This window comes from Streptomyces sp. NPDC059649 (assembly GCF_042734445.1).
GTDB lineage: Bacteria > Actinomycetota > Actinomycetes > Streptomycetales > Streptomycetaceae > Streptomyces.
This window is the reverse complement of sequence record NZ_JBHWDV010000008.1, coordinates 1-22,785: the sequence shown is the minus strand read 5'-3', so window position 1 is coordinate 22,785 and position 22,785 is coordinate 1. Positions and strand designations below refer to the sequence as shown.

At 68.6% G+C, this 22,785-nt stretch carries 15 protein-coding genes and 7 pseudogenes; 9 read left to right on the top strand and 13 right to left on the bottom strand.

Annotated features, from left to right (window positions below; genetic code table 11):
- Positions 1–474 precede the first annotated feature (474 nt).
- Positions 475–759, top strand: a pseudogene (locus ACFV1J_RS12480) (transposase); the annotation flags it as partial.
- A gap of 53 nt (positions 760–812) precedes the next feature.
- Here the strand turns inward: ACFV1J_RS12480 and ACFV1J_RS12475 are convergent.
- Positions 813–1,166 carry a VOC family protein gene (locus tag ACFV1J_RS12475; protein ID WP_385857443.1) on the bottom strand — a complete coding sequence of 118 codons (354 nt, stop codon included), beginning with the start codon at positions 1,164–1,166 and terminating at the stop codon, positions 813–815.
- Between the two features lie 149 nt (positions 1,167–1,315).
- Here ACFV1J_RS12475 and ACFV1J_RS12470 point away from each other — a divergent pair.
- A pseudogene (locus ACFV1J_RS12470) lies at positions 1,316–1,396 on the top strand (flavodoxin family protein); the annotation flags it as partial.
- Between the two features lie 72 nt (positions 1,397–1,468).
- Here ACFV1J_RS12470 and ACFV1J_RS12465 read toward each other — a convergent pair.
- Positions 1,469–2,140, bottom strand: a pseudogene (locus ACFV1J_RS12465) (PucR family transcriptional regulator); the annotation flags it as partial.
- On the opposite strand from ACFV1J_RS12465, the gene ACFV1J_RS12460 reads away from it, so the two are divergent.
- From ACFV1J_RS12460 to ACFV1J_RS12440, 5 genes and pseudogenes are all read left to right on the top strand, one after another.
- Positions 2,081–3,019, top strand: a complete 939-nt coding sequence (locus ACFV1J_RS12460) for a sensor histidine kinase (RefSeq protein WP_385857292.1) — start codon at positions 2,081–2,083, stop codon at positions 3,017–3,019. The pseudogene ACFV1J_RS12465 and the gene ACFV1J_RS12460 overlap by 60 nt on opposite strands.
- A gap of 34 nt (positions 3,020–3,053) precedes the next feature.
- Positions 3,054–3,789: pseudogene (locus ACFV1J_RS12455) on the top strand (response regulator transcription factor).
- Between the two features lie 60 nt (positions 3,790–3,849).
- Entirely contained in the window at positions 3,850–4,746 is an 897-nt protein-coding gene (locus tag ACFV1J_RS12450) for an IS481 family transposase (RefSeq protein ID WP_385857291.1), read from the top strand.
- Between the two features lie 37 nt (positions 4,747–4,783).
- Positions 4,784–5,628 (top strand): annotated as a pseudogene (locus tag ACFV1J_RS12445) (IS5 family transposase); the annotation flags it as partial.
- Positions 5,629–5,927: 299 nt separating this feature from the next.
- Positions 5,928–7,325, top strand: a complete 1,398-nt coding sequence (locus ACFV1J_RS12440; RefSeq protein ID WP_385857290.1) for an amino acid permease — start codon at positions 5,928–5,930, stop codon at positions 7,323–7,325.
- 978 nt (positions 7,326–8,303) lie between these two features.
- Here ACFV1J_RS12440 and ACFV1J_RS12435 read toward each other — a convergent pair.
- From ACFV1J_RS12435 to ACFV1J_RS12425, 3 genes are all read right to left on the bottom strand, one after another.
- Positions 8,304–8,783: a hypothetical protein gene (locus ACFV1J_RS12435; protein WP_385857289.1), complete on the bottom strand. Its 480-nt coding sequence runs from the start codon at positions 8,781–8,783 to the stop codon at positions 8,304–8,306.
- Between the two features lie 139 nt (positions 8,784–8,922).
- Positions 8,923–9,432, bottom strand: a complete 510-nt coding sequence (locus ACFV1J_RS12430; protein ID WP_385857288.1) for a pPIWI_RE module domain-containing protein — start codon at positions 9,430–9,432, stop codon at positions 8,923–8,925.
- 185 nt (positions 9,433–9,617) lie between these two features.
- On the bottom strand, positions 9,618–10,460 hold the full coding sequence (locus ACFV1J_RS12425; RefSeq protein ID WP_385857287.1) for a helix-turn-helix transcriptional regulator: 843 nt from the start codon (positions 10,458–10,460) through the stop codon (positions 9,618–9,620).
- 125 nt (positions 10,461–10,585) lie between these two features.
- Between ACFV1J_RS12425 and ACFV1J_RS12420 the strand changes: the two genes are divergently transcribed.
- Both ACFV1J_RS12420 and ACFV1J_RS12415 read left to right on the top strand, forming a co-directional pair.
- Positions 10,586–11,323: an SDR family oxidoreductase gene (locus ACFV1J_RS12420; RefSeq protein WP_385857286.1), complete on the top strand. Its 738-nt coding sequence runs from the start codon at positions 10,586–10,588 to the stop codon at positions 11,321–11,323.
- A gap of 14 nt (positions 11,324–11,337) precedes the next feature.
- Entirely contained in the window at positions 11,338–11,814 is a 477-nt protein-coding gene (locus ACFV1J_RS12415; RefSeq protein WP_385857285.1) for a nuclear transport factor 2 family protein, read from the top strand.
- A 222-nt stretch (positions 11,815–12,036) separates the two neighbouring features.
- Here ACFV1J_RS12415 and ACFV1J_RS12410 read toward each other — a convergent pair whose 3' ends face one another.
- The 8 genes and pseudogenes from ACFV1J_RS12410 to ACFV1J_RS12375 form a co-directional block, all read right to left on the bottom strand.
- Positions 12,037–12,417 carry a hypothetical protein gene (locus tag ACFV1J_RS12410; protein ID WP_385857442.1) on the bottom strand — a complete coding sequence of 127 codons (381 nt, stop codon included), beginning with the start codon at positions 12,415–12,417 and terminating at the stop codon, positions 12,037–12,039.
- Positions 12,418–12,542: 125 nt separating this feature from the next.
- Positions 12,543–13,040, bottom strand: a pseudogene (locus ACFV1J_RS12405) (site-specific integrase); the annotation flags it as partial.
- A pseudogene (locus tag ACFV1J_RS12400) lies at positions 13,039–13,194 on the bottom strand (alpha/beta hydrolase); the annotation flags it as partial. The pseudogenes ACFV1J_RS12400 and ACFV1J_RS12405, both read right to left, overlap by 2 nt.
- Before the next feature lie 16 nt (positions 13,195–13,210).
- Complete coding sequence (locus tag ACFV1J_RS12395) at positions 13,211–13,765, bottom strand: LuxR C-terminal-related transcriptional regulator (protein ID WP_385857284.1); 555 nt, start codon at positions 13,763–13,765, stop codon at positions 13,211–13,213.
- A gap of 868 nt (positions 13,766–14,633) precedes the next feature.
- A complete protein-coding gene (locus ACFV1J_RS12390) occupies positions 14,634–15,059 on the bottom strand; it encodes a hypothetical protein (protein ID WP_385857283.1) in 426 nt (141 codons plus the stop codon).
- 2,290 nt (positions 15,060–17,349) lie between these two features.
- Positions 17,350–18,390, bottom strand: a complete 1,041-nt coding sequence (locus tag ACFV1J_RS12385; protein ID WP_385857282.1) for a vWA domain-containing protein — start codon at positions 18,388–18,390, stop codon at positions 17,350–17,352.
- A gap of 518 nt (positions 18,391–18,908) precedes the next feature.
- The gene (locus ACFV1J_RS12380) at positions 18,909–19,322 is read right to left on the bottom strand and encodes a hemerythrin domain-containing protein (RefSeq protein ID WP_385857281.1); all 414 of its coding nucleotides are present in this window, start codon (positions 19,320–19,322) and stop codon (positions 18,909–18,911) included.
- 346 nt (positions 19,323–19,668) lie between these two features.
- Positions 19,669–22,194 carry a Helicase associated domain protein gene (locus ACFV1J_RS12375; protein ID WP_385857441.1) on the bottom strand — a complete coding sequence of 842 codons (2,526 nt, stop codon included), beginning with the start codon at positions 22,192–22,194 and terminating at the stop codon, positions 19,669–19,671.
- Between the last annotated feature and the right edge of the window lie 591 nt (positions 22,195–22,785).

Genomic DNA, 22,785 nt, shown 5'->3' with positions numbered 1-22,785 from the left:
CACCGTCCGGACCAAGCTTGTCCGCGACGTAGTCCCGTACATCGTCGCGGGTCGCATCGTCCTAGACACTGGAGTTCAACAACCGTTGGAATCCGTCCGGGGTCCGGTGACCGGCATACTCGGCCAACTGCCAGCCGTTCTTGCGGGCCACCGGCGCCAACAGTCCTCGCAGGTAGTCCCGCATCCTCCACCGCAGATCCGCCCCCCCCGGAACCGGCCCGCAACCCGCGCGAAACCCGATTCCAACTCCACAGCCCAGCCCTGGGCGTCAACACTCCCCACCACAACCAGCACAACGACACAACCCAGCTCAAGGGACGAACCGCTGCTGGAGTATTAGCCGTTGTTAGCGGTGTGGGTTACGTCCTGCCGGGGCGGCCGCGGCGCGGCCCCGGCGTGAGCAAACCTCGCCAGCACCTCCTTGGTCGCCCCCCTTCAGCCTGACGACTTCGCGATCGCGCCTGGCCGGCACCCAACTTCAGCGCGGACGGGTTCGACTCGCTCTATCCGAAGTACAAGGGCGGCCGGCCCAAGACCTTCAGCCTCCCCGAACGCTGCGAGATCAAGAAGATCGCCAAGTTCAAGCCGGCCGAGCATGGCCTGCCGTTCTTGACCTGGAGCCTGGCCAAGCTGGCTGACTTCCTGGTCGCCGAGGGGGTGGTCGACGACCTCAGCCACGAGGGCCTGCGGGCACTGCTCCGCGAGGAAGGCGTCTCATTTCAACGTGTGAAGACCTGGAAGAGCTCACGCGACCCCGACTAGGCGGCCAAGAAGGTCGGGGCCGGGGCCCGCGGCACGGCCATGTCGCATCCTTAGGGACCGACGTACTCGAAGACCCCGCCGTAGGGGTGCCGCAGCACGGCGCGGTGGCCATTCGGTGTCGGGGACGTAGCAGCCATCACCTCGGCGCCTGCCGCCACCGCTTCCTTCACCGCTGCATCCAGGTCTGCGACCGCCAGGGTGGCCGCCACGCCGGCAACTCGCTGCGCGGCCTCGTCCGGACCGCTGAACAGCAGGAAGGGGCCGACGCTTGCCAGAGTGACCCCGGCGAAGGCGAAACGGGATGCGGTGCTTCCGGTCAGTTTCTCGTAGAAAGGCACAGCCGCGTCCAGGTTCTCGACGCGCTGCCGCACGACCACTGATTCGATAGCCATGACCGACATCATCACACCATCGCATCCTCCGCCCTGACTTGGGTACTGTCCGTGCTCGTGTACATCGACCCTGCGCCGACCAGAGTGCTGCTCGACGAGATGTCAACTGCTGTCGCGACCTGCGTGCAAAAATCAATCGCGGGTCAACCCGTACGAATCTCGGTGGCGTTCCCGCATACGGCAACCAGCGCACCGCCTGGGACGCCGGATGCCGCTGGGACTACGAAAACCCGGAGCATCGCCAGCGGTCGGGCAGTGCCGGCTGGCACCGGTCCGGCCCATCCCCTCCGGCCCGGCTTCACAGTGCCTTGGCCGGCCAGTCGAGCATTGTTGAGTGCTTCCTCGTATGACTGCACCACGCCTCCAGGGCCCGGTTGGGGGCGGCCGATGGCGACCCGGCCTCCGTCCGTGGCGGCGTACGCCTGCTTGGCGAAGTGCAGGAGGATCTCGTCTTATCACCCGGCGTGATGCACAGCATGCGGCCGTCCTTGGTGGTGAGCAGGGGGCTGTGGTCGCCGAAGCGGGCGATGAGGGACTGCTCGACCCGGCGTGCCACGGCGTCGCCTTCTTCGTAGGTGGCCGGTCCTTGTGCGACGGCGACGGCATGGGCGTATGAGAGACGTAGTCCGAAGCGTTCGGCGCGCCCGGCGAGGCGGCCCAGATCGCTCCGGCCGTAGAGGAGGTCGTCGATGAACTCCCGCCGGGCGGCTTCCTCTTGGCGCACCGCCAGCTGTTGGGCCCGCTCGTAGCCCTCAGCGAAGGCGTCGATGGCCTGCTGCACGGCGGCGAGCACGCTGTCCGTTGCGGAGGGGGAGGGTGGCCAAGCGGCGCGGGTGGCCGCAAGGTGATCGTGCACGAGGGTTCGCAGGGCAAGGCCGGCTTCGGCGGCCTGCTCGCCGAGAGCGCCGGGAGGTGAGCTCGTCGCGGTGGAGCACGCCACGACACAGCTCGCCGACGGCACCCTGAAGGACCTGCCTGCCACCGATCTCGGACCGCCCGAACTGCGGCGCCTGGCCGCCATCTTCGTCCGCACCGCGACCCGGCTGCAACATCTGCTCAAGGCCCAGCACGCCTTCGCCTCGGAGGCGTCCCACCAGCTGAAGACCCCGCTGACCGCACTGCGGCTGCGACTGGAGAACTTCGAGCCCTATCTCGACCCACGGGCACAACCCAGCCTCGACGAGGCGGTGGGCGAGGTGGAGCGCCTCAGTCGCATGGTGCACGGTCTGCTCGCCCTGGCCCGGCTGGAGAACGCGGCCACCACACAAGAGGCCACCGACCTGGACTCCGTCATCGCCGACCGCGCGGCCGTCTGGGCCGCCTTCGCCGGCGAGCGCTACGTGGACATCGTCGTGACCGGGCCGAGGATCGGCCGGGTGTGGGCCATCCCCGACGCACTGGAGCAGATCATCGACAACCTGCTCTCCAACGCGCTGCGGGTCTCGTCGCCCGACACCACGATCACCTTGGCCAGCGCCTGGGCGGACGGTGCGCCCGCAACCGTCGAACTGCACGTGATCGACCAGGGCCCGGGCATGACCGAGGAACAACGGCGACGCGCCTTCGACCGCTTCTGGCGGGCACACGACGCCGACCACGAAGGCACCGGGCTCGGCCTGCCCATCGTGCAGCAGCTCGCCCGTGCCTCGGACGGCGAGGTGGCCCTGCAGGCCGCCTCCGGCGGTGGGCTCGATGCCGTGGTCCGCCTAAGGACCGCCGGCGCACACCGCACCGTCCATCCGCGACGCCCGCGGTCGGTGATGCGGGACGACAGGACGGGGTGCCACCTTCCCCCACACACCACGAACGATCACGGACACACCCATGACGACGAACACCGAGCCCTCGTGTACCGCAGCGGGTGAGCCGGTCGTCCCGGCCGAAACCACACCGGGGACCATGCGACTCCTCCTTGTCGAGGACGACGACCGGATCGCCGGCCCCCTCATGGAAGGGCTGGACCGCTACGGCTTCGCCGTTGACCACGTGCGATCCGGGGCTTCGGCTTTGTCGGCCTCTGCCGCCGGCCTCGTGCTTCCGAACCTCGGACTGCCCGACATGGACGGCATCGACGTCTGCCGGCGCTACGCACCCGCTCTGCCGTCCCCATCATCATGATCACCGCACGAGGCGAGGAGACAGACCGCGTTGTCGGCCTGGAAGTCGGAGCCGACGACTATCTCTCAAGCCTTTCGGCTTAAGCGAGTTGGTGGCCCGGATCCGAGCTGTCACCCGCCGCACTCATCCCGAGAGGCGCGCCCACAAGAGCACGACGACCGGAATGCCCGTCCAAGGCTCCCCACATGCGCAACTCCCTGAGGAACGTGGCATCCAGCGCATCGGCCCGCTGACCATCAACCGGCGCACCAGGGGCGTCACCACCGACAGCCGTCCGCTCACCCTCACTCCGAAGGAGTTCGATCTCCTGGTTCAACTGGCCAGCGATCCCGGCGCTGTGCACTCCCGCCAGCAGATCCTCGACGCGGTGTGGGACCCGAACCACTTCGGCCCCACCCGCACACTCGACGTTCATGTATCGGCGCTGCGCCGCAAGCTCGGTGACCCGGCGTGGATCGCCACCGTTCACGGCATCGGCTTCCGGCTCACTGTCCCCGACGCCGGCACATACACATGAACGGCGCACACAGAGGTCATGCGGGCCGGCTGAGACCGTGTCCTATGTGGTGAGGCGGACGTGCAAGCCTGTTCTCGGCAGCGAGTTCGCCTCGCACGTTCCGTTCTCGCCGGCTCTAGGTGTGTTGTCCCGGGACCCAGCCGCTACCGACGCCACGGTCATGCGGGGATGGAAGACCGCTCCAGCAGGCCTCACCACCAGCCTCGCCGCACGTCCGCAGCGGTGGAGGACGAGGTCGTACGCCTGCGACACGAGCACCGGATCGGCCCGCTGCGGCTGGCCGCCCGTGCCGGTGTCGCAGCTTCCACCGCCCACCGGATCCTCCAGCGCCACGGCCTGCCGCCGCTGGCCGCCACCGACCGGGCCACCGGCGAGCCCGTCCGCCGCTACGAACGCGCCCGGCCCGGCGAACTGGTCCACATCGACGTCAAGAAACTCGGCCGCATCCCCGACGGCAGAGGCCACAATGCCCTCGGCCGGGCAGCCGGCCGCAAGAACCGCAACAGCACCGGATATGCCTACCTGCACACCGCTCTGGACGACCACACCCGACTCGCCTACACCGAAAACCTCCCCGACGAGAAGGCCGCCACCTGCGCGGACTTCCTCACCCGCGCCACCGCCTGGTTCGCGCAATGCGGGGTCACCGTCGAACGTGTTCTGACCAACAATGCCTGGGCCTACAGCAAGAACACCTGGCGCCAGACCTGCCGAGACCTGGGCGTACAACCGCGCTGGACACGACCCTGGCGCCCCCAGGCCAACGGCGAGGTCGAACGCTCCCACCGCACCCTGCTCGACGAATGGGCCTACCACCAGCCCTACACCTCAAAGGCCGAACGACAAGAAGCGTTCCCCGACTGGCTGGACTGGTACAACTACCACCGACCCCACACCGGAATCAGCGGCCACACCCCAGCCAGCCGCGTCACCAACCCGTCCGGACAGCACAACTAGCGCATGTCTCTTTGATGGGTTGGTCAGTTGATTGGATGTGTCCGTCCGATTAGTGATCACTGATGCGATGTGGGACCGGATCGAGCCGCTGACGCCGGCCGATCCGGTCCGCGGCAGGCGGTGGGCCGATCACCGCCGTACCCTCGAGGCCATCGCGTGGATGTACCGCACCAACTCGCCTTGGCGGGATCTGCCCGATGAGCTCGGCCCGTTCCAGACCGCCCACAAACGGCTGATCAAATGGGCCGTCGATGGGACCTGGCAGAAGATCCTGACCGCGGTCCTGGCGGCTGCGGACGCCGATGACGACATCGGCTGGACCGTCTCGGTCGACTCCACCGTCGTCCGTGCCCATCTGCATTCCGCCGGAGCACGCAAAAAGGGGCCGAAGGCCGCGACGAGCCCGCCGATCATGTTCTCGGACGCTCACGCGGAGGGCTAAGCACCAAGGTCCACTTTGCCGCCGACGGCCGTGCACGACCTCTGGCTCTGACCGATACCGCAGGACAGGCCGGCGACGCACCGGCCTTCGAAGCGATCATGGACCGTATCCGCGTGCCGCGAGGCGGCCCCGGCAGACCGAGGACACGACCGTTGGCCGTGCTCGCGGACCGGGCCTACTCTTCTCGTGCCATCCGTTCCCACATGCGGCGACGCGGGATCCGCGCCGTCATTCCGCAACCAGCCGACCGGGTCGGCGATCGCCTGCGGCGAGGCCCTCGCGGCGGCCGCCCACCTGGCTTCGACGCTGAGATCTACAAGCAGCGGAACACCGTCGAACGCTGCATCAACCGCCTCAAGCAGTGGCGCGGCCTGGCCACACGATGCGACAAACTCGCCATCGCCTACCAGGCCGCACTCCACCTCGCAGCAACAGAAGTCGACAGCATGCCGCCGGTCCGCTTCTCGCCACCACGGTTCCCTCTGCAGCCACCGCACTGCTCGAAGCGGCCCGCCGGATCCTTCCGCCACGAGTGCGCCCCCGCATGCCACGTCGTCAAGGAACAGCCCCGTAACGCCGCCCCCCAGGACAAGCACGTACGACAAATTTGACGCGTCCTTGACGGGATTCTGATGGTCTGCTGGCGAAATCCTGACGTAGCGTTGTCATCGGTGTGCCGGGAAGTCTGGTCGGCGAATTCCTTCATCGTTTTCCTCCGAGAGGTCCGAGAGGTCTTCGCGTGCCGACCACCAACCAGGCCGCCGTCACATCAGCGGCCCCCATCGCCCTGAACGGACGCACACCGCGTCGTTCCGTCCTCTTCTTCGCGTTTGCCTTCGCGGTGATCGCCGATCCGGTGTCCTCCGTCGCCTATGCGATCGAGGCGGCGCTGCGGGCTCTGCACGGGGACCTGGCGCTGCTGCTGCCCACCATGAGTCTGGTGACCGGGCTCGTCGTCGTGGTCACCGCGAACTACTGGCAGCTGGTGCGCCGTTTCCCCAAGGGCGGGGGCGCGGCCGCGGCCGCGGCCCGGGCCTTCGGGTCACGGTGGACGTTCCTTCCCATCGGCGCGCTGGTGGTCGACTTCGTGCTGACCATCGGCATCTCCATCGCCGCCGCAGCCAGCGCGGTGATCGCCCTCTTCCCGGGGTTGGCCCCCCTGCGCATCCCGCTGGCACTGGTCCTGCTGCTCGTGGTGGCCGGGCTGACCTGGTTCGGGCACGGCGGCAGGCTGCTGTTCGCCGTCATGACCGTGGCGTTCGTGGTGATCTCCGTAGCGGTCCTGGTGCTGGGGTTCGCCGCGCCTCACGCCTCGGGGCACGCGGTGTCGACGGCCAACCCGGGGCACTCTGCCATGCTCGCGGTGGTCCTGGCCTTCCCCGTGGCGATGGCCCTGGCCACCGGTGTCGAGGCGCCGTCGACCGCGATCGCCCAGCTCGGCCAGCTCGACGACACCCACCGCCGCCGCTTCGGCCGCGGCACCCTCGCCTTGCTGGTGGTGATCGTCGGCGGTCTCACCCTGGCGCTCACCGCGCTCGCGGTCCGACTGCACATAGGCGTCCCCGGCGCCGACTCCACCCAGGTCGCGGACATCGCGCACGCTGCGGCCGGGCCGGGTTGGCTGTACGGCGCCTTCCAGCTCGCCAGCTCGCTGTTGCTGCTTGCTGCCGCCAGTTCCTCCTTCCAGGCCGGCCCCGGCCTGCTGAAGGCCCTGGCCGGCACCGCAGAGAAGCCGGGCGTACTGCCGCCGGTGCTCGGCCGTACCAACCGTCACCACACCCCGTACTGGTCGGTCGTCGTGTACCTGGCCGCGGCCGCGCTCATCATCGTCGCGGCGGCCGGCCAGGAACAGGAGCTGGTCCTCTTCTACGCAGTCGCCGTATTCGTCAGCTTCCTGGTCGGCCTGCTCGCGATGACCAGCTTCGCCCGCCGCGAAGGCAAGCCCGCACTGGCCTGGATCAACGGGACCGCCGCGGGCGCCGTGGCCTTCACCCTCGTGGTCAACCTGCTGCGCGGCTGGCCCGTGCTGTCCATGGTGGCGTCCCTTCTCATCGCCGCCGGGTTGTACCTCCGCTGGCACCGCGCCGGACGACCCACCGGCATCGAGGATGTCGAGGCCCAGGCAGAGGCGGCCTGACCGCCGGCGAAGAATGATCTCCTGGCCGTGGGGTCGTCGAGCCCACGGCCAGGAGGCGCTACGAAGGCGGAGTCAGCCGGTCCTTCCACCCCATCGTGTGTCGGCACGCGCCCACTCCACGGCCCATTGCTTCAGACGGTGTCGCTGCAGCAGGGCCCGCAGAGCCCGGGTACCGGCCCACACCACACCACCGGCCGCCGCCGTTGCTCCCGCGCCCGCCACACCGGCCCACAGCATCGCATCCGATCCATCCGGAGGCTGGGAGACCAGATCACCCTGGTGATTCGTCCAGAGCGGCATCCGCGTACCTGCCGAAGCATGAGGGATCACGCTGGTCCAGCCGGTGCGTGTCCGACCGTCGGGCGCCTTCCAGCGGACCTCGGCCTTGGCTCGGTTACCGTCCCCGGTCCGTGTGGTCACTGTGTCCATGGCGTTCCCCATCAGCACCGCCACCACCTGACGGCGCCCGGACCGCTCCTCCTCGAAGCTCCGCTCCGCCATGACCGCGGTCACCAGGCCCCCGGCCGCGCCGCCCACCACTCCCAGGACCCACGCGACGAGCAGGAGCCACGCTTCGACGAGATCGCTCGTGCGCCGCAGAGGACTACGCCTGAAGCGCCACCACCACACACGAGGGCTTCCTCGGCGTCCGAATCTCTCCACCATCAGCCGACACCCCTTCGCGAGCACCAGCGCCTCACCCCCGTGTCCGGCCGATCCGTCGAGACAGCTCCACCGGGGTAGCACGAGAGTATTTACTGCACCGAGCTATCGGAAGTGGCTGATCACTGCGGAATGCGGCCCATCTCCTCGGTGAAGAACAAGGGTCGCTGTCGAAGCCCCCTCCAGTTGATTGTCGGCTCAACCAAGGGGCGGGTGCGCCCGGGCGTGACGCGCGTTGACGTTTTTCGAGTGGTGGCGAGGGGTACTGCGGTGATCTGCCTGCCATCCGTGAACTACCGGAGACCCGCGGAAAGTTCAGCGCGGCAGCGGCCCTTCGGAGGGGCGGGCCGAGACGTCAGGGTGTGGGCGCCTGCAGGAGGGCGGCGAACTGCTCCGGGGCAGATCGGTGCGCTCGCGTTCGCCGCTGGTGGTGAGGTCGAACAGCAGGCCTCGCATGACGGCCATGACGAGGGTGGGGGTGGCGGTGTCGCCGTGGCCGGTGGCGATGTCGGCGAAGACGGTGCGCAGTGGGCTGAACCAGTCAGTGACGGCCCCTGCCTGGTCCGGGTAGCGCTCGGGGTGGGCCAGCAGGTCGGCGTGGACTTCGAAGAACAGTCGAACGAACGGGGCGCGTTCGAGCGCACTCAGCCACGTCCAGATCCCGCGCAGCCGCTCCTGGACGGTGGCGCCGCTCGGCGGCAGGCCGTGCATCAGGCGCTCAGCGCCGCGCCGGCGCGCCTCGGCGAGAACTGCAGCCACCAACTCCTGCTTGCTGCCGAAGTCGTAAAGCAGCATCCGCGGACTGGTATCCAGTGCCACGGCCAGCGGACGAAGACTCAATCCGGGCAGCCCCTCCGCGAGGACGTAGTCGGTGGCACGCGCCAGAACGCGGTCACGCCGGCCGGAATCGGAAGGTCGTCCCCGGGCTCGTCGGTCAACGCGCTCTCGATCTCGCCCGGTTCGACCCGGAAGCGGTTCCGCCGTCGGTGGTGGGGCAGCCGAGGAGGTCAATGGTGACGTCCTGCCACTGCGGCGGGCAGGCGCGGAGCTCCGTGTACGTGTCCAGGACTGCGCGGTGGTGGTCGGGTTCGGGGCGGAGGTCCTGGAGCCAGGCGCCATTGAGCCGGTCAAGGGTGTCACCAGGAAGTGGGTGGGGGACGTCGTACGGGGCGTAGAGCCAGAAGTCCTCGGCCAGCTGGTGCGGGTCGCGGGGGCGGCCTCGTGCGATCAGATCGGGGGCGAGGGTCTGCAGGACTCCGTTGAAGCGGGCGACGGGTGCGGTGCGATACGGCTCGGCCTTGGGGGCGCGGCCGAGGTTGCAGAGTTCCAGGACGCTCTCGTGCCACTGCTCAGGAGAGGGCAGCGCGCGGTAGCGGGCGGTCCAGGGGGCAGCGTCGTGCTTGAGGAGGTAGGCGGCCCGGCGCCAGTGCGGGAGTCGGTCCATATCACGGCGCAGGAAGCGGGGCGTTTGCAGTCCTTTCCTGCCGACTATCCCTGCTTATCTAGGGCTATCGCGCAAACTTGCAGGTGAAAGGCACGCAAGCCAGTTAGGCACGTAAGGCACGTCCAGCCCTGATCAGGCGGCGGCTCGGGAGTGTACGTCGGCGTCACCGTGCCACGCACAGGCTGTCACCCGGCGGACCGATGGGCGCGGTTCGCTGTGGCGTGCACGGACCCGAGCAGGCTGAGTGCCTCGGCGCTGGGGCTGCCGTGATCGGCATGGTAGATGATCAACTGCTGGCCGGGGGCGTCCCGAACGTCGAATGCGTGGTGGGTGAGGGTCAGGCCGCCGACGTCCGGGTGGTGGAAGTGCTTGTCTTCCCGGGTCTTGCCGCGCACGGTGTGGGTGTTCCACAGCCGGGCGAAGTCTGTGCTGCGCGTGCTGAGTTCGCCTACGAGAACTCGTAGGCGTGGACTGCCCGGATCGAGGCCGGACGCCTGGCGCAGGTGCCCCACCACCGTCTCGGCTGTCTGGTCCCATCGGGGGTGGAACGGCCGACCTGCCGGGTCGAGGAAGACCATGCGGGCCAGGTTGTCCGTCAGTTCAAAGGGGGAGTACAGCGCCTCGGCCAGGGTGTTGGCGGCCAGGATGTCCAGGATCGGGTTGATGACGAACGCCGGAGTGCTGGGGTAGCCGTCCATGAGGGCGCGCAGAGCGGGGGCGACCTGGTCGGTGGCGGCGACGGGCCGCTGGGACCGTGCGGATCCGGACAGTTGGTGCAGGTGCGCCTGGGCGTCTGTATCCAGCAGCAGTGCGCGGCTGAGCGCATCCACCACCTGCACGGACGGGTGACGTTCGCGGCCCTGTTCCAGCCGGGTGTAGTAGTCCGCGTTCACCCCTGCCAGTACGGCGACCTCTTCGCGGCGCAGCCCGGCCACCCTCCGCACGCCATGGCTCGGCATCCCGACCTCGTCTGGCCGCACGGCCGCACGGCGCGCCCGCAGGAACTCACCCAGCTGGTTGTCGGTCATGTGCCCAGGGTAGGCCGCGGGCCCGGTGTGCTGCCTGGGTGTACCGCACCCAGGCAGCATACGGCCTGGGCCGCCTCGAACACCTCGACCAGACTCGGTGCCCTACCAAGAGACAAGGGGCAGTCATGCCGGACCAGACAGTCAAGGTCGTAGCGATCACCGGTGCCAGCAGTGGGATCGGCGAGGCGACCGCCCGCCGGCTCGCCGCCGACGGCCACCGCCTGTTCCTGGGAGCACGGCGCACCGATCGCCTGGACCAACTCGTCACGGAGATCACCGCTACGGGCGGCACGGCGGCGACCCAGCGCCTGGATGTCACCGAGGCCGCCGACGTCCAGGACTTCGTGGCAGCGGCCACAGAGCGCTACGGCCGCGTGGACGTGATGGTCAACAACGCCGGGGTGATGCCGCTGTCGCCGCTGGAGGCGCTCAGGGCGGAGGAGTGGAACCGCATGATCGACGTGAACATGCGGGGTGTCCTGCACGGCATCTCCGCCGCCTTGCCCGTGATGCGCGTGCAAGGCGGCGGGCACATCGTGAACATCGCCTCCGTCGGCGCACACGAGGTCTCTCCCACCGCCGCCGTCTACTGCGCCACCAAGTTCGCGGTCCGTGCGATCTCCGAGGGCCTGCGTCAGGAGTCCGCCGGTGACGTCCGGGTCACGCTGGTCTCGCCGGGCGTCACGGAGTCCGAACTCGCTGACAGCATCGCGGACCCGGCCGCCCGGGCGGCCATGCGGACCTACCGCGCCGTGGCCCTGCCGGCCTCCGCAATCGCGGACGCCGTCGCCTACGCGATCTCCCAGCCGCCGCACGTCGACGTCAACGAGATCGTCGTACGACCTGCAGCGAGCGCCCAGTGACGGAAGGAGCCGGAATGCTGCACACCCCTGCCTTCGACGACCTGGCGCGCAGAGTGCGGGACCTGGAGGACCGGGACGCCCTGCACGCCCTCATGATCCGCGGCTGGCGGGCACTGGACCACAAGGACTGGCGGACCTGGTCCGCGTGCTGGGCCGAAGACGCCGTGCTGGAGTTCGGGCCCTGGCAGCGAATCCAGGGAAGGGAGGCTATCCGCGCGAAGGTGGAGGAGGCCGAGTCGCCTTACACGAGCATCCAGCACCACATCCTCAACATGCACGTAGACGTGGCGGGCGATCGGGCAACCGGCATCGGATACATGTGGTTCGTTGCCGTCACCAGTCCCGGGAGAACCTCCGACCCCTACTCCATGGGCGGCCGCTACGACTGGGAGTTCCGCCGGAACGGGGACGGCTGGCTCTTGGCCCGGCAGCGGCTCGGGGTCTTGTGGACCGACGGCGACGACGCCCTGCGAGCCTTCGAACCGGAGTGACCGGGATTACGTTGTCGGCTGCTCGGTGAATCAACACGCTGGGACGCGCGGCAGCTTCACCGCCAGCGGATCATCTGGAGGTCTCGCTCGTAAGCGCCGCTCATGGGCCACGGATTTGTGAGTCATCTTGGTGACGTTTCTCGATTGCTCTGGTCCTTGATCATTCGGCGGAGGCTGTTCCGTATGGCGCCGAGCTGGTCTTCCAGATCGGTGACGTGGCGCTCAAGGCGGGACTTCGCGGCAGTCGCTTCGTGCAGGTTCGCTTCGAGGCGGGTGTTGGCCTCGGTGAGCTCCTGGACGCGCGGCAAGGTCCCGGAACCCGAGTTGGTCGAGTTGTTGGCCGAGGTGCCGGCGGACGGTTTGCTGCAACTGGTCGCGCTCGCCGCGGAGCCGGCGGATCTCCTCGCGGGCGAGTGCAAGGTCGGCGCGAAGGCCCGCCGGGCTGGCCTGAGCCGTCGTGGCCAGCTGCGGTCGGGTGGAGCGCTGCTGTTGGATGGCGGACTCGATGTGTTCGCGCACTCCGTCGGCGTAGGTGAGCCACGTTGAGACTTTGGCGGCGCGAGCGACGGCGTCGAAGGTGATGCGGTCACCGTTACGCGTCATCTCTTGGACGGTTTCCAGGACGCGAGCGCGTTTCGTGCGGCTGTCGCGACGGCGGGCCTCACGCAGGACCCGGGCCGGTGTTCGGCTGGCCGAACCGCTGGCGGACGAAGCCGTGGGGTGAGGGTTTACGCTGGCCTGCGGTTGACGACGGTCAGCGGCAACGTCGTGCGGCCGTGGGTTGCACGGGCTTTCCGCAGGACCGCACTGGCTTCCTCGATCTCGGACCGTTCGTCGTCGGGCAAGCTGGCCAGCTCGTTCTGCATTGTGGCGATGACCTGCTGGAATGCGGCGATCTGCTCGGTGAGGTTGCGGATGACGAAGCCGTCGACATCCATCGCCTGGGCGGTCTCGCGGTCGGCGCGAAGGGAGTTGATGTGTTCCTCGATCGCGGGGAGGTGGGACGGGCCCGGGCGAGAGAAGCCGCAGCCGGAACACTGGAAGCGGATCGGGCAGGCGGTTCCGCCGGCCTTGACGTTCGACGGCTCGATGCAGTTGCCGAACGGGACCGCGACGGAGCGGGCCTCGTATCCGGTGTTGGAGCTCATCGGGGCGGGGTTGCCTGCGCGGTCGATGATGTGCAGGCGCATCGTGGAGACCGCGGCGCGTTTCCGCTTCAACGAGACCCACCGGACCGGCACCGACGTGATCGAGTTGCTGGACAGCGTCCAGGGCCGCCCGCCATTCCGGCACGATCTGGCGGGCCACGAGCGCCTGGAAACCGGCAATCAGCGGAGCCAGCTCTTCACCGGCTTCCATACGAGCCTGGTTCTCGGTCGCTGTCCCCCGCCCCACCTCACTGTGGCAGTGGCCGCGCAGGAAGGACGCCGCAGTCAGTTCGAGGGGATGGGCAATTCCCGAACGTTCTGTCCGCTGACGTACCAGGCGGCAATTTGCGCACGTGAGCTGAACCCGAGCTTGGCCAGGATGCGTTGGACGTGTCCTCGGCGGTGCGCGGCGCTATGACCAGGCGCGCGGCGATCTCCTTGTTGGTCAAGCCTTCAGATACCAGCTTGGCGATCTGCCGCTCTCTCGGCGTCAGGTCTGAATCTTCACCGTTGGCTTGCCGTTGCTGGCTGGTCGAGGTCGCCGTCTCGAGCACGTAGTCGACCGCTGCCTCTTCGGACAGGTCATGGCCGCGTTGGAACGCGGTGTTGTAGCGGTCGTCGCCCATGGCCGCGCGAACCATGCTGATGTCCTGCTGGTGCACCACCCCCACCGGGTGGAAATAGTCCGGTGAGGTGCCGACCGTGCGCCACATGGCGGCGGCGGCACCGCTCAGGGTCGCTGCTCGGACATGGCGCGCCTGCCGTTCGCTCACCCAGGAAAGGATTTCGAACGCGAAAGCCATCAAGAACCTGGCGCTCACCCGGCGGCGCAGGTTCAGGGCCTCGCGCGCTGCCGCTTCCGTGTATGGCTCATCTCCCGCTAGCAACCTGCATGTTGACGCGAGGATGGCCGTTGGAGCCGCTGCTGCGTCGTGCGTCGAAAGGGATCGATCCGGCGTCGATGCCTTCCAAGGGCTGCCCGTGGCGTGGACCAGGCCGCCGGCCACGGCCCTTGCCGCGTGTGCCGAGGCAGCCTGCCAACCCCGACCCGGGGCCGCACCTCCACAGAGGACGCCTCCCGCGTGAGACCGCAACCACCGCACCCCCCCGAGCCGTGCACGCGGCGCAACCGCCAGCCCCTTGGCCACCTCGGACACAGCTGATCAAACCGGGACGGCACGGGAGAACGACGCATCCCGGCGACGTAGCCCACCGGTGGACCCTGGACCCTGGACCCTGGACCCTGGACCCTGGATCCCCTCGCGCCCAGCCACCCTCATACCGAGATCCATGCCAAGGTCAGTTACGGGACAACCCTTGGGCCGTCGCGCAGCACCTGGCTTCGCCGTCGGGGGAGTGGGGCTGCACAAGCCCGCCCGGCGCCCCGCCATGGACCTGGGTGAGCGGCGGTGCCGGACCAGTCATGAGGACTGCACCGGTCGCGGGGACGTGCCTTGGCACGGTCCTTCATCAGCGCGGAAGAAGCGGCTGGATTCCCCGAACTCAGCATCGAGACCGCCGCGGCCCTGCCGACACCGGCCCGAGGCCCGGGCCGGTGTCGGCAAGCACACCGCCGGCCCGCTGCCGGTCTCCCGGCGCCTGCCGTTCTGCACACGGCACTGGGCGCGACCTCCCCTGCAAGGAGGGGCTACCGCCCCCTGGAAGGAGGGGTTACCGACGATCCCACCAGGCGGGCAGCTCCGGGACATCGAGCAAGAACCCACGCCGCCGACCGGGCAGCACACCGATCGCCGACTCGGCGCGGTGGCGACGCTGGAAGTCGCGGGCGCCTTCACCACTGTGCTCAAGGAAGCGAAAAGCCTTGCTCGCCTCGTGTGTGCGCCCGGTGCGGGGATCCGTCCAGATCACCTCGAGCCGCACCGTCCAACGGCCCGGACCCCGTGGGTTCTTGGCAAACGAGGTGCGCACCGCGACGACTCTCCCCGGTACGGGCGGGCCGGAGCGGCGCAGCCGTCGCAGGTGCCGATAGTGCACGAGGCGCAGCAGCCTGCTCCAGCCGATGACGGCGGCAGCAGCCCCGCCGACGCCCGCCAGCGGGATCACCGCGTCCACGCTGGCCGGGTCGCCGGTCAGCATCCTTGCGAGGACCAGCGGCGGCCATCGCACCCAGAACGAACCCGACGAAGGGCGCGACAATCGCTCCCACCACCACCAGCGCGATCCACGCGATCCGCGCAATCGGCATGAGAGACGATCCTAGTTCCCGCCCTTCCCGCCCTTCCCGCTCGACTCCCGCCCCCGCCCACTCGCCTCCTGTTCCGGGCGTCCTCAGCGCCACGCCAACCAACGGCCACCCGTCCCGCCGCCCGCCCGAGGCCCCCACCATGCCCCCGGCAGCGAACAGCCCGCCGCAGCGCTCGTGCCCGGCCTCCCACCGAAGCCCCCCGCCGCGGCGCTGCGCACGACTCCGGCCCGGCCAGACCGTTGGACCGTAGAGCGCACCCCGCCTACTTCACCAGCAAGCTCCGAATCCGCTACAAGACACGCGCCGACCTCCACCCACGACTCCTCGAACCCGCCTGCAGCCTCATCTGCCTGAGACCACTACGCACCGCATTTCGAAACGATCACCAAGACGGCGTCAAGACAAGCCTGGCCCACAAAGGCCCCGCTGCGCTCTGCCTGCCAGCGCACCTACCTGGCCGAGAGGCTGCGCCCGCGCTCTACGGCCTCGGTGGTCAGGCACCAACGGCCAGCGCTGCGGCTACGCCAGGCTGGGGAAACCGACTCTCGTCGATGCCAGGAGTCCAGGAGTCCAGGAGGGTCGGCGAGGACGGCAGCGAGCATCCTGGGCGCGGCTGCCCAGGTGGTTGGGGCGGTATCCACCCACGTGGTACCGGGGGCGGCCGCAGCCGATGGCAGTGGCCCGCCACTTCCTGGAGCCGGTAGGCGCCCAGTGTCCGCAGGGTGCTCACCGCCGGCCTTCTTGCACCGTGGCGGCCCGGGCGGCCAGCGGCCACCAACTCCCAGACGCCTGTGGCGGGCTCGACAACGGTCAGATGCGCGATCTTTGCCACGTCAGCCAACGCGATCCAGCCGGGACGCAGCCGCGGCCCAGCCGCGACCAGGGGCGTCGCAGCGGCGGTTCGACGGCGGGCGACGTCGACCTCTTGGCCGGCCGTGGGGAGTGGACTACCCCTGCGCCTAAGGTTTCGACTGTGGAGGCCCCACGCGCTTGCGCGGGCCTCCGCCCGGTCGTATCCGCCCGCACGATTCCGGGTCTGCGAGGGGCTGGCGGGGGCTGGTGGGGGCGCTGAGCGAAGCGGCAGGCGGGCTGCAGCGAATCGCTCCAGGACTCCCGGCATGTCCGAGGCGGCCGGCAGCTGCTCGCACAGCCTTTTCACGTAGGCGGCCTGGGCCTCTTGTGGCTGGGGAGCAGGGCTGGTTCATCAGGCTCGGCTGGTGGGCTTGTCGTGGTTCGGTAGCGGCGCCGAGCTGGGGCAGGCGGTGGGATGGCCGGCCCATCTGGGGAGTCAGCGAGGCGCAACGGGCGCTTTGCCTGGGTGCGTGGGCCCGGCTGGGCTTCTTCGCCCTGCTTTGCCTGGGCGCGCTTGCGGTGGCTGTGGGCTGGCGTGTGGGGGTGTCCGGTGGTCCGGCTACGGCATCGTCCTGTCAGCCGTCAGCCGTCAGCCGTCAGCCGTCAGCCGTCAGCCGTCAGCGCCGGGGCCGGCCCTGCAGCCCGGCTGCGCATCGCGGGTGGGGCTTGCGGGCCCATGGGGCCCTCGTCGGGCTCTGGGGCACCCGCGCTTTCCCTCCCCGGCCCGCGCCCTTTCCCCTTCCTCCCCGGGGCCTCTGTCAGCCGCCCTGGCGCCCGTCTATGGCTTCCGTTTCCGCCTCACGCGCACTGCGGGCGCTTGGTCTCCGGCTGCCGTCCTCCCTCCCGTCTCCAGGCGCGCTTGCGCGTCCCCGCCCCGCTCCGCCCGCCCCGCCCGGACTCGGGACGCTGCGCGGCCTCCTCCAGGCGGGCTTCCCTGATCAGCGACTGGTGGCCGGGCCTACGGCGATCAGACCGGTAGGCGCACATGGTCAGGCAGTGCTGACCTTCAACGGCCACAGCATCAGTGCAAACGAGCCTGCCGAGAATCTGACCTGCACGTTTGCAGTCAACTGGTACGTGGACAAGTTGCGGCACCAGAATCACGCACGCTCCGTCCTCAGCGATTCTTCAGCGATTGTTGGCAGATGTCCGAGCGACCACCCAGCTCAAGGGCTGACACCACCCACACCACCACCTAGACCCTTGGCCCTTCTCTCGGCGAGGCTGCCGCAAGTCGCCCAGCGACCGCTTCGCCTGGCTGCGTTCCCCGGCCTGCGGTGAAAACCCCGCCAGTCGGCGGGGCTCTTCACCGGCCGGGCCTTCGAGGCCTCAGGTCATGACCAGGAGCCGCGTGTGCGGTACGAGTTTCCGGTTCACGCTGGTGCTCTGCACAAAGATCGTGAAGTCGTCGTTGTGGTCCGGCTTGACGCGAACTTCCACCTGAGGCAGACCGAGCAGGGCTCGGGCCTGCGGCCCCGTATACACCCGGTCGGTCTTCTTCTCCAGGACCGCGATCTGCTTCCGTGCCTGGATCTTCTCCGACTTACTCAGCTGGTAGAACGCACAACCGGTACGGAAGGTGTGTCCGCTTTCGATGACCCAGTTGCGGATCGTCGCTTCGCGATCCACCGGAATCAGCTGGTACTCGCAGGGATCCACCGGGGTGAGACCGGCTGCCTGGATGGTGTCCTTGTTGACAGCCTCGGCACCTATGGAGAACACCGCCCGCGACCCCCGGATGCCCTGGGTGCGACCCACCATGAACTTCTCGGTCGCCTGCTGGATGACCTGCCCGGCCTCCTCCAGCCCCTGTGTGCTCGTGGCATCCCAGATGGCGATGTTGTCCTTCGGGAAGCCGCACTGCATCGCCTCGCGCTTGCCCATCTGGTCCGGCACAAGGACCGCCAGCGTCCAGTTGTCCTCCTGCGTCTGGGTCATCTCCGCCACGGCCTGCACCAGTTCCCGCGGGTCCCTGGCAGGAGCATCCACACAGCGGTGACTTGCGTTCTCCTGTCCGTCGGTCAGTACGAACGTCAGGAAGCTGTGGTCACCGTAAAGTTGAGCTGTCTGCGCCAACTCCCTCTGCGACTTCAGCGTGGCTGCCAGCAGAGCCGTCATGCCACCCACCCGGTACAGCTGCTTCAGGGACGGCATCCGCAGCACGTCCTTGTCGTAGATGACGCACTCCACCTTGTCCGCGAAGACATACACCGTCACGCGGGTTTCCTGGTCCAGCTCCTCCGATCGGCGGGCCAGATAGGCAATCTGCTGGTCGGCGACCTCAACGACCTTGCGGCTCAGGTGCGACATGGACGAACTGGCATCCAACACCAGAGCAACGTGATTGATGTAGTTCTGGGTCCCAGACATAACCGCTCCCCCTCTTTCAGCTCGATGCACCGATCGTCCCACCCACCACTGACAATCGATCTTCGAGCCAGCTGGCCGCAGACCCAAGGCGCCCGAACTCCCACGAGAAGATCCGGACCCACCACCCTCACACGCCCCGCCTCAACGACCCGTCCCCAAGAGCCCGACCAGCCAGAACCCAGATGCCCTCAGGCAAACCGCCGTGCCCGCAGGCAATACGGGAACCAGCCCACAGCCCGAACCACCCCTCACCAAGGCACGCACCTCGCCTGCCACCGGCCCCCAAGACACACCGCCCGCCCACCACCCCAGCCCACAGCCCTCACACCCACCAGCCGGCGCCGCAAACCCGACCTGGACGACCAGACCCTCAACGAGACGCTCGCACGCACGGCAACGACATCACCCAAAGCCCACACCACGCGCGAACATCCATCGAGCCGCCGCGAACACAACCGCCTGCACTACACCCCACCACCGACCAGCAGCGATACCACTACAACGCATGACCAGACACGTCATGCCATGCCGAACCCGAACCCGAACCCGAACACCGCCCCAGACCAGCCCGTATCAGCTATTCCCTCGTCGAGCGCCTCACTGAGCGCCCGCTCTTCGTACCTGAAGTGCGATTCCATGATCGTCGCCAACCCGTCGAGCTCACGCCCGATCGTCTCCAGGGCTGGCCCACGCGTTTCGCCGGCCCTGTCAGCGAGTTCACTCACCCGAGACAGGATCGAGGCCATCAGACCATGGTCCTCAACAAGCTTCGCGACCGTCGCACCAAGGTCCGGGCGCTCCCGTAGCAGTTGGGAAAACATCCCGCCGTCCTCACCCTGGTGGTGCGAGGTCCCCGCGGCACAAAAGGCCAGGCAATGAGTAAGAAGCCCCTCGTCGCTCAACCGGCGGTGACCGAGACTCCCTGATCCCACTGATCTGGCGACGCAATTCTTGATGCGCTTGCGCGAGCTGCCGGCTCAAGGCGACCACACGATCGCCATCACGGGAAGCCACGGAGAGCGGCCCCTTCGATTCCACGCCTCCATGCCTGACGCAGTCCGTCACCGACACGCGATGCTGCCGCCATCCGATCACGTCACGCCACGGACCAGCAAGCACAGCTGCCCATCGCCTCCAGAACCACCGCACCCACATCCAACGCCCGCACCCACACCCAACGAAGCACCACACATGCCAAAACCACAGCGACCCAGACACAAAACCTGCTCAGCCCCCGACCAGCCACGCACACCACCTCCCCCTCCCAACCGCGCTGCACTATGTCCATTGCATGTCGATGGCGGACAGCTGAGCCGCTCGTTTTGGTGTCAGGGTTGTGGCTCGGGTGCGTTGGTTGTTGATCCATACCCCGAGGCGCAACTGCCGTTCCTCTCGGTGCTCGTCGCTGCCGCCGGCTTCGACGACAGTCTCGATGTGTTTGCGTGGCACCCGGAGGTGCCCTTCACGTTCGTAGAACTGCTTGGCGGCTTGGTAGTTCATCGCCCATTTGTCGGCTTGGCTGGTTCGTGGTGTGGGTTTTTCGGTCTTGGTGGCGGGTTGGATGTCGAGGATGTGCCGGCACATCCACTGCTGTGCGGTGGTGAGGTTGTCCCAGCCGAGCCGGACCGAGCGCACCCAGCACCCGAGGTCCTCGCTCTGGCGCACCACGCTGCCGGGCGAGGTGGGCAGCGTGCCGCCGGTTTCCAGGTGCTGCCGGAGGAGGTGGAAGGCGCGCTGCCATGCCACGGGCCAGGCCGGGCACCACGACGCGTCGATGTCCTCCAGCTGCTCACGCCGCTCGTCCGGCAGCGTCCCGGCCGACGACTGAACCGGCAGGCCTTGGGCACGCCGTTGCTCGTTGTGCTGCGCCCGTCGGGCGGCGGCGCGGGCGTTTTTCAGCCAGATCCCCACCCGGTAGCCTTGGAAGGTGGCGTCCAGCGGGGCGAGCAGGTGCCCGTGTTCGGCGGCCCACCCGCGTGCGGCGGCCAGGCCCTCTTCCCACGCCACGTCGTAGTGGGACCAGATCATGCCCAGCCTCTCCAACTGCGCGATGCGATCGGCGTCCATGTCGCCGCGGGCGTGGAAGCGCCTGGCGTCGGCGGTCCATTGCCCCAGTGGAAACCCGGCGAGCGAGGCTGGCCACCCCTCGTCCCCCACCTCCTCCTGGCCGTTGCCGACGGGCACCCGGTACGTGAACGGCACCCGCAGATCGCCGTGCTCGCGGGCGTAGAGGGCGGCGGCCTCCACCCCGCGGCGCCAGTGCTGATGTTCGGGGTTCACCACACGCAGGCTGATGAACGCAGCCAGCTGCGCCGGGTCGCGGGGGGTGCTGAATTTCAGCAGTGCCCGGGCCGGCACCGACAGTCCGTGCTCGCTGCCCTCCTCTTCCCCGCCATAGCCTCCCGAGCGGCTCTGGACGCCCCTGGAGCGGCTTTGCGCCTGCGGCTGGGCCAATGCCTCCACCACCCGGGCATCGTGCGCCCTGAGGGCTTCCAGCAGCTTCGCCAACCCGCCGAACGCCCGGGAGGTGAGCATGTTGTCCGCGCTCTCCCCGGGCCCGAGCAGAACGGGCACCACGAGGGAGGCGACCTTGCCCTCACCGGGCTGCATCCGCAGTGCCCGGCCCACGGCCTGGACGAGGTCGGGCATGGAGCCGCGGACGTCCGCGAAGTACACGGAATCACAGTGCCGGGTGTCGACGCCCTCCCCGAGTACCTTCACCGACCCCAGGTAGCTCTTCTCGACGACGGTACCGTCGGTGTCGATACCGCCGGCGAACTCTTCCAGCACGCGGCGACGGTGCAGGGGCATGTGATCCCCGCACAACCAACTCGCCCAGACCGTCTTGGGGTACAGCTCGGGGTCGGCGGCGTGCAGCCGCGCGGCGACACCCGGCAACCCGGCCGCGAACGCCTCGGCTTCCTTCACCACATGATGGAAGACGAGCGTGCGCCGGAAGTTCTCCTCGACCGACGCCTTCACCAGAGCCGTCTGCAAAGCCGCGAGCCGGGCCCCGCGCACCTGGTCCGAGCGCCCTTCAGCGCCCAGGAGCTGCGCGGCTTGAAGCTGGATATCGGTGATGTCCACGCACACCACCTGGTACGGCGCGCAGATCCCCCGGTCGATGGCCTCGGAGAGGGTGAGGGTGTAGCAGCGAGCCCCGAACGGCCCATCCGGATCGTCCTCCATGCTCGCCACCAGCCCACCCGGCGCGCCCTGCTCAAAATCCTCGTCCAACTGCCACAGCCGGGGCGTGGCCGTCATATACAGCCGCCGAAGCGACGGGATGCGGCTGTTGTCGTGGACGACCGCCCACGGCTTGCCGATCCGCCCCGAGGTCCGATGAGCCTCATCGACCACAATCAGGTCCCAACCCGGGAGGCCGGCGGTGTGGGCCCGCTCCAGCGTGCCCAGCCCAAGGGACGCGTACGTGGCGAACACGGTCACCCTGTCGAACGGGCGCACCCAGTCGACCAGCTCTTCCACGTCCGTGGTGTTGGGGAAAGCCACCTCTTCCCCGCGCAGGGACGAGACCCCGATCATGGGGCCTCTACGGCCGCCCTCGCGCCACGCGGTCTCGGTCTGGGCGAGCAGGTCCAGCGAGGGCACCAGCACCAGCACACGCCCCGCCCGGAGTTCCTCCGCGCTGCGCACAGCGACGAGGCTTTTGCCCGAGCCGGTCGCCATGACCACCTGCGTACGGAGCCCACGCACGGACACCCGCGAGCCCACGGGCGGTTCGAGCGCACGGCGCACCGCGTCCACGGCCTCCCGCTGATGAGCCCGCAAAACCACCTTCGCCATACACACCCCCTTCATCCCAAACCATCTCGCCCACTCGACGGCATCCGACCGCTGCAGAGGTGGCCGACCCTCATTCCATAGCCTATCCGCTAAGAAAAATGATGCAAAGGAAAGCCACACCCCACGACAACACGGCATCCCCCCCGGCACGGGCCAGCCCCGCCGGATGCAATAGGGATCACTGATAAGCACAGCAGCAGGCGCAGTGATCGGCACCTGATCGAGGAAGGCGCACTCCACACCGAGCCCCGCTACCCCGAACTGAGGGACCGTTGGGAAGAGGCACTTCGCTGAACTCCGCACCGCCATGCGCAACGACCTCAACAGCCCACGCCCCCGTAGCTAGCGCCCGCGTCAGCGGGCCGACCTGGAGGCGAAGCCGGAAGGCCAAGGGGAGCGAAGCGACCCGTTGCGCGAAGCGCACTCAGATCCCAAGCGAAGCGCGGGATCTGACGGCCCGAAGGGCCGGCCCGCGGCGAAGCCGCGGGCAACTGGGGTGCGCAGCACCCCAGCCCGACCCGCGAAGCGGGTCGGGCCACCGAGCGAAGCGAGGTGGTTCGCTTGCACAGCGCGCAGCGCTGTGGGACCCGC

Coding starts and splice junctions, on each gene's coding strand:
- ACFV1J_RS12395 (WP_385857284.1), bottom strand. CDS start 13,765: ATGGCTTTCGCGTTCGAAATCCTTTCCTGGGTGAGCGAACGGCAGGCG.
- ACFV1J_RS12410 (WP_385857442.1), bottom strand. CDS start 12,417: ATGACGCGTAACGGTGACCGCATCACCTTCGACGCCGTCGCTCGCGCC.
- ACFV1J_RS12415 (WP_385857285.1), top strand. CDS start 11,338: ATGCTGCACACCCCTGCCTTCGACGACCTGGCGCGCAGAGTGCGGGAC.
- ACFV1J_RS12475 (WP_385857443.1), bottom strand. CDS start 1,166: ATGATGTCGGTCATGGCTATCGAATCAGTGGTCGTGCGGCAGCGCGTC.
- ACFV1J_RS12390 (WP_385857283.1), bottom strand. CDS start 15,059: ATGCTGACCGGCGACCCGGCCAGCGTGGACGCGGTGATCCCGCTGGCG.
- ACFV1J_RS12385 (WP_385857282.1), bottom strand. CDS start 18,390: ATGTCTGGGACCCAGAACTACATCAATCACGTTGCTCTGGTGTTGGAT.
- ACFV1J_RS12425 (WP_385857287.1), bottom strand. CDS start 10,460: ATGACCGACAACCAGCTGGGTGAGTTCCTGCGGGCGCGCCGTGCGGCC.
- ACFV1J_RS12430 (WP_385857288.1), bottom strand. CDS start 9,432: ATGGACCGACTCCCGCACTGGCGCCGGGCCGCCTACCTCCTCAAGCAC.
- ACFV1J_RS12420 (WP_385857286.1), top strand. CDS start 10,586: ATGCCGGACCAGACAGTCAAGGTCGTAGCGATCACCGGTGCCAGCAGT.
- ACFV1J_RS12375 (WP_385857441.1), bottom strand. CDS start 22,194: ATGGCGAAGGTGGTTTTGCGGGCTCATCAGCGGGAGGCCGTGGACGCG.
- ACFV1J_RS12435 (WP_385857289.1), bottom strand. CDS start 8,783: ATGCTGCTTTACGACTTCGGCAGCAAGCAGGAGTTGGTGGCTGCAGTT.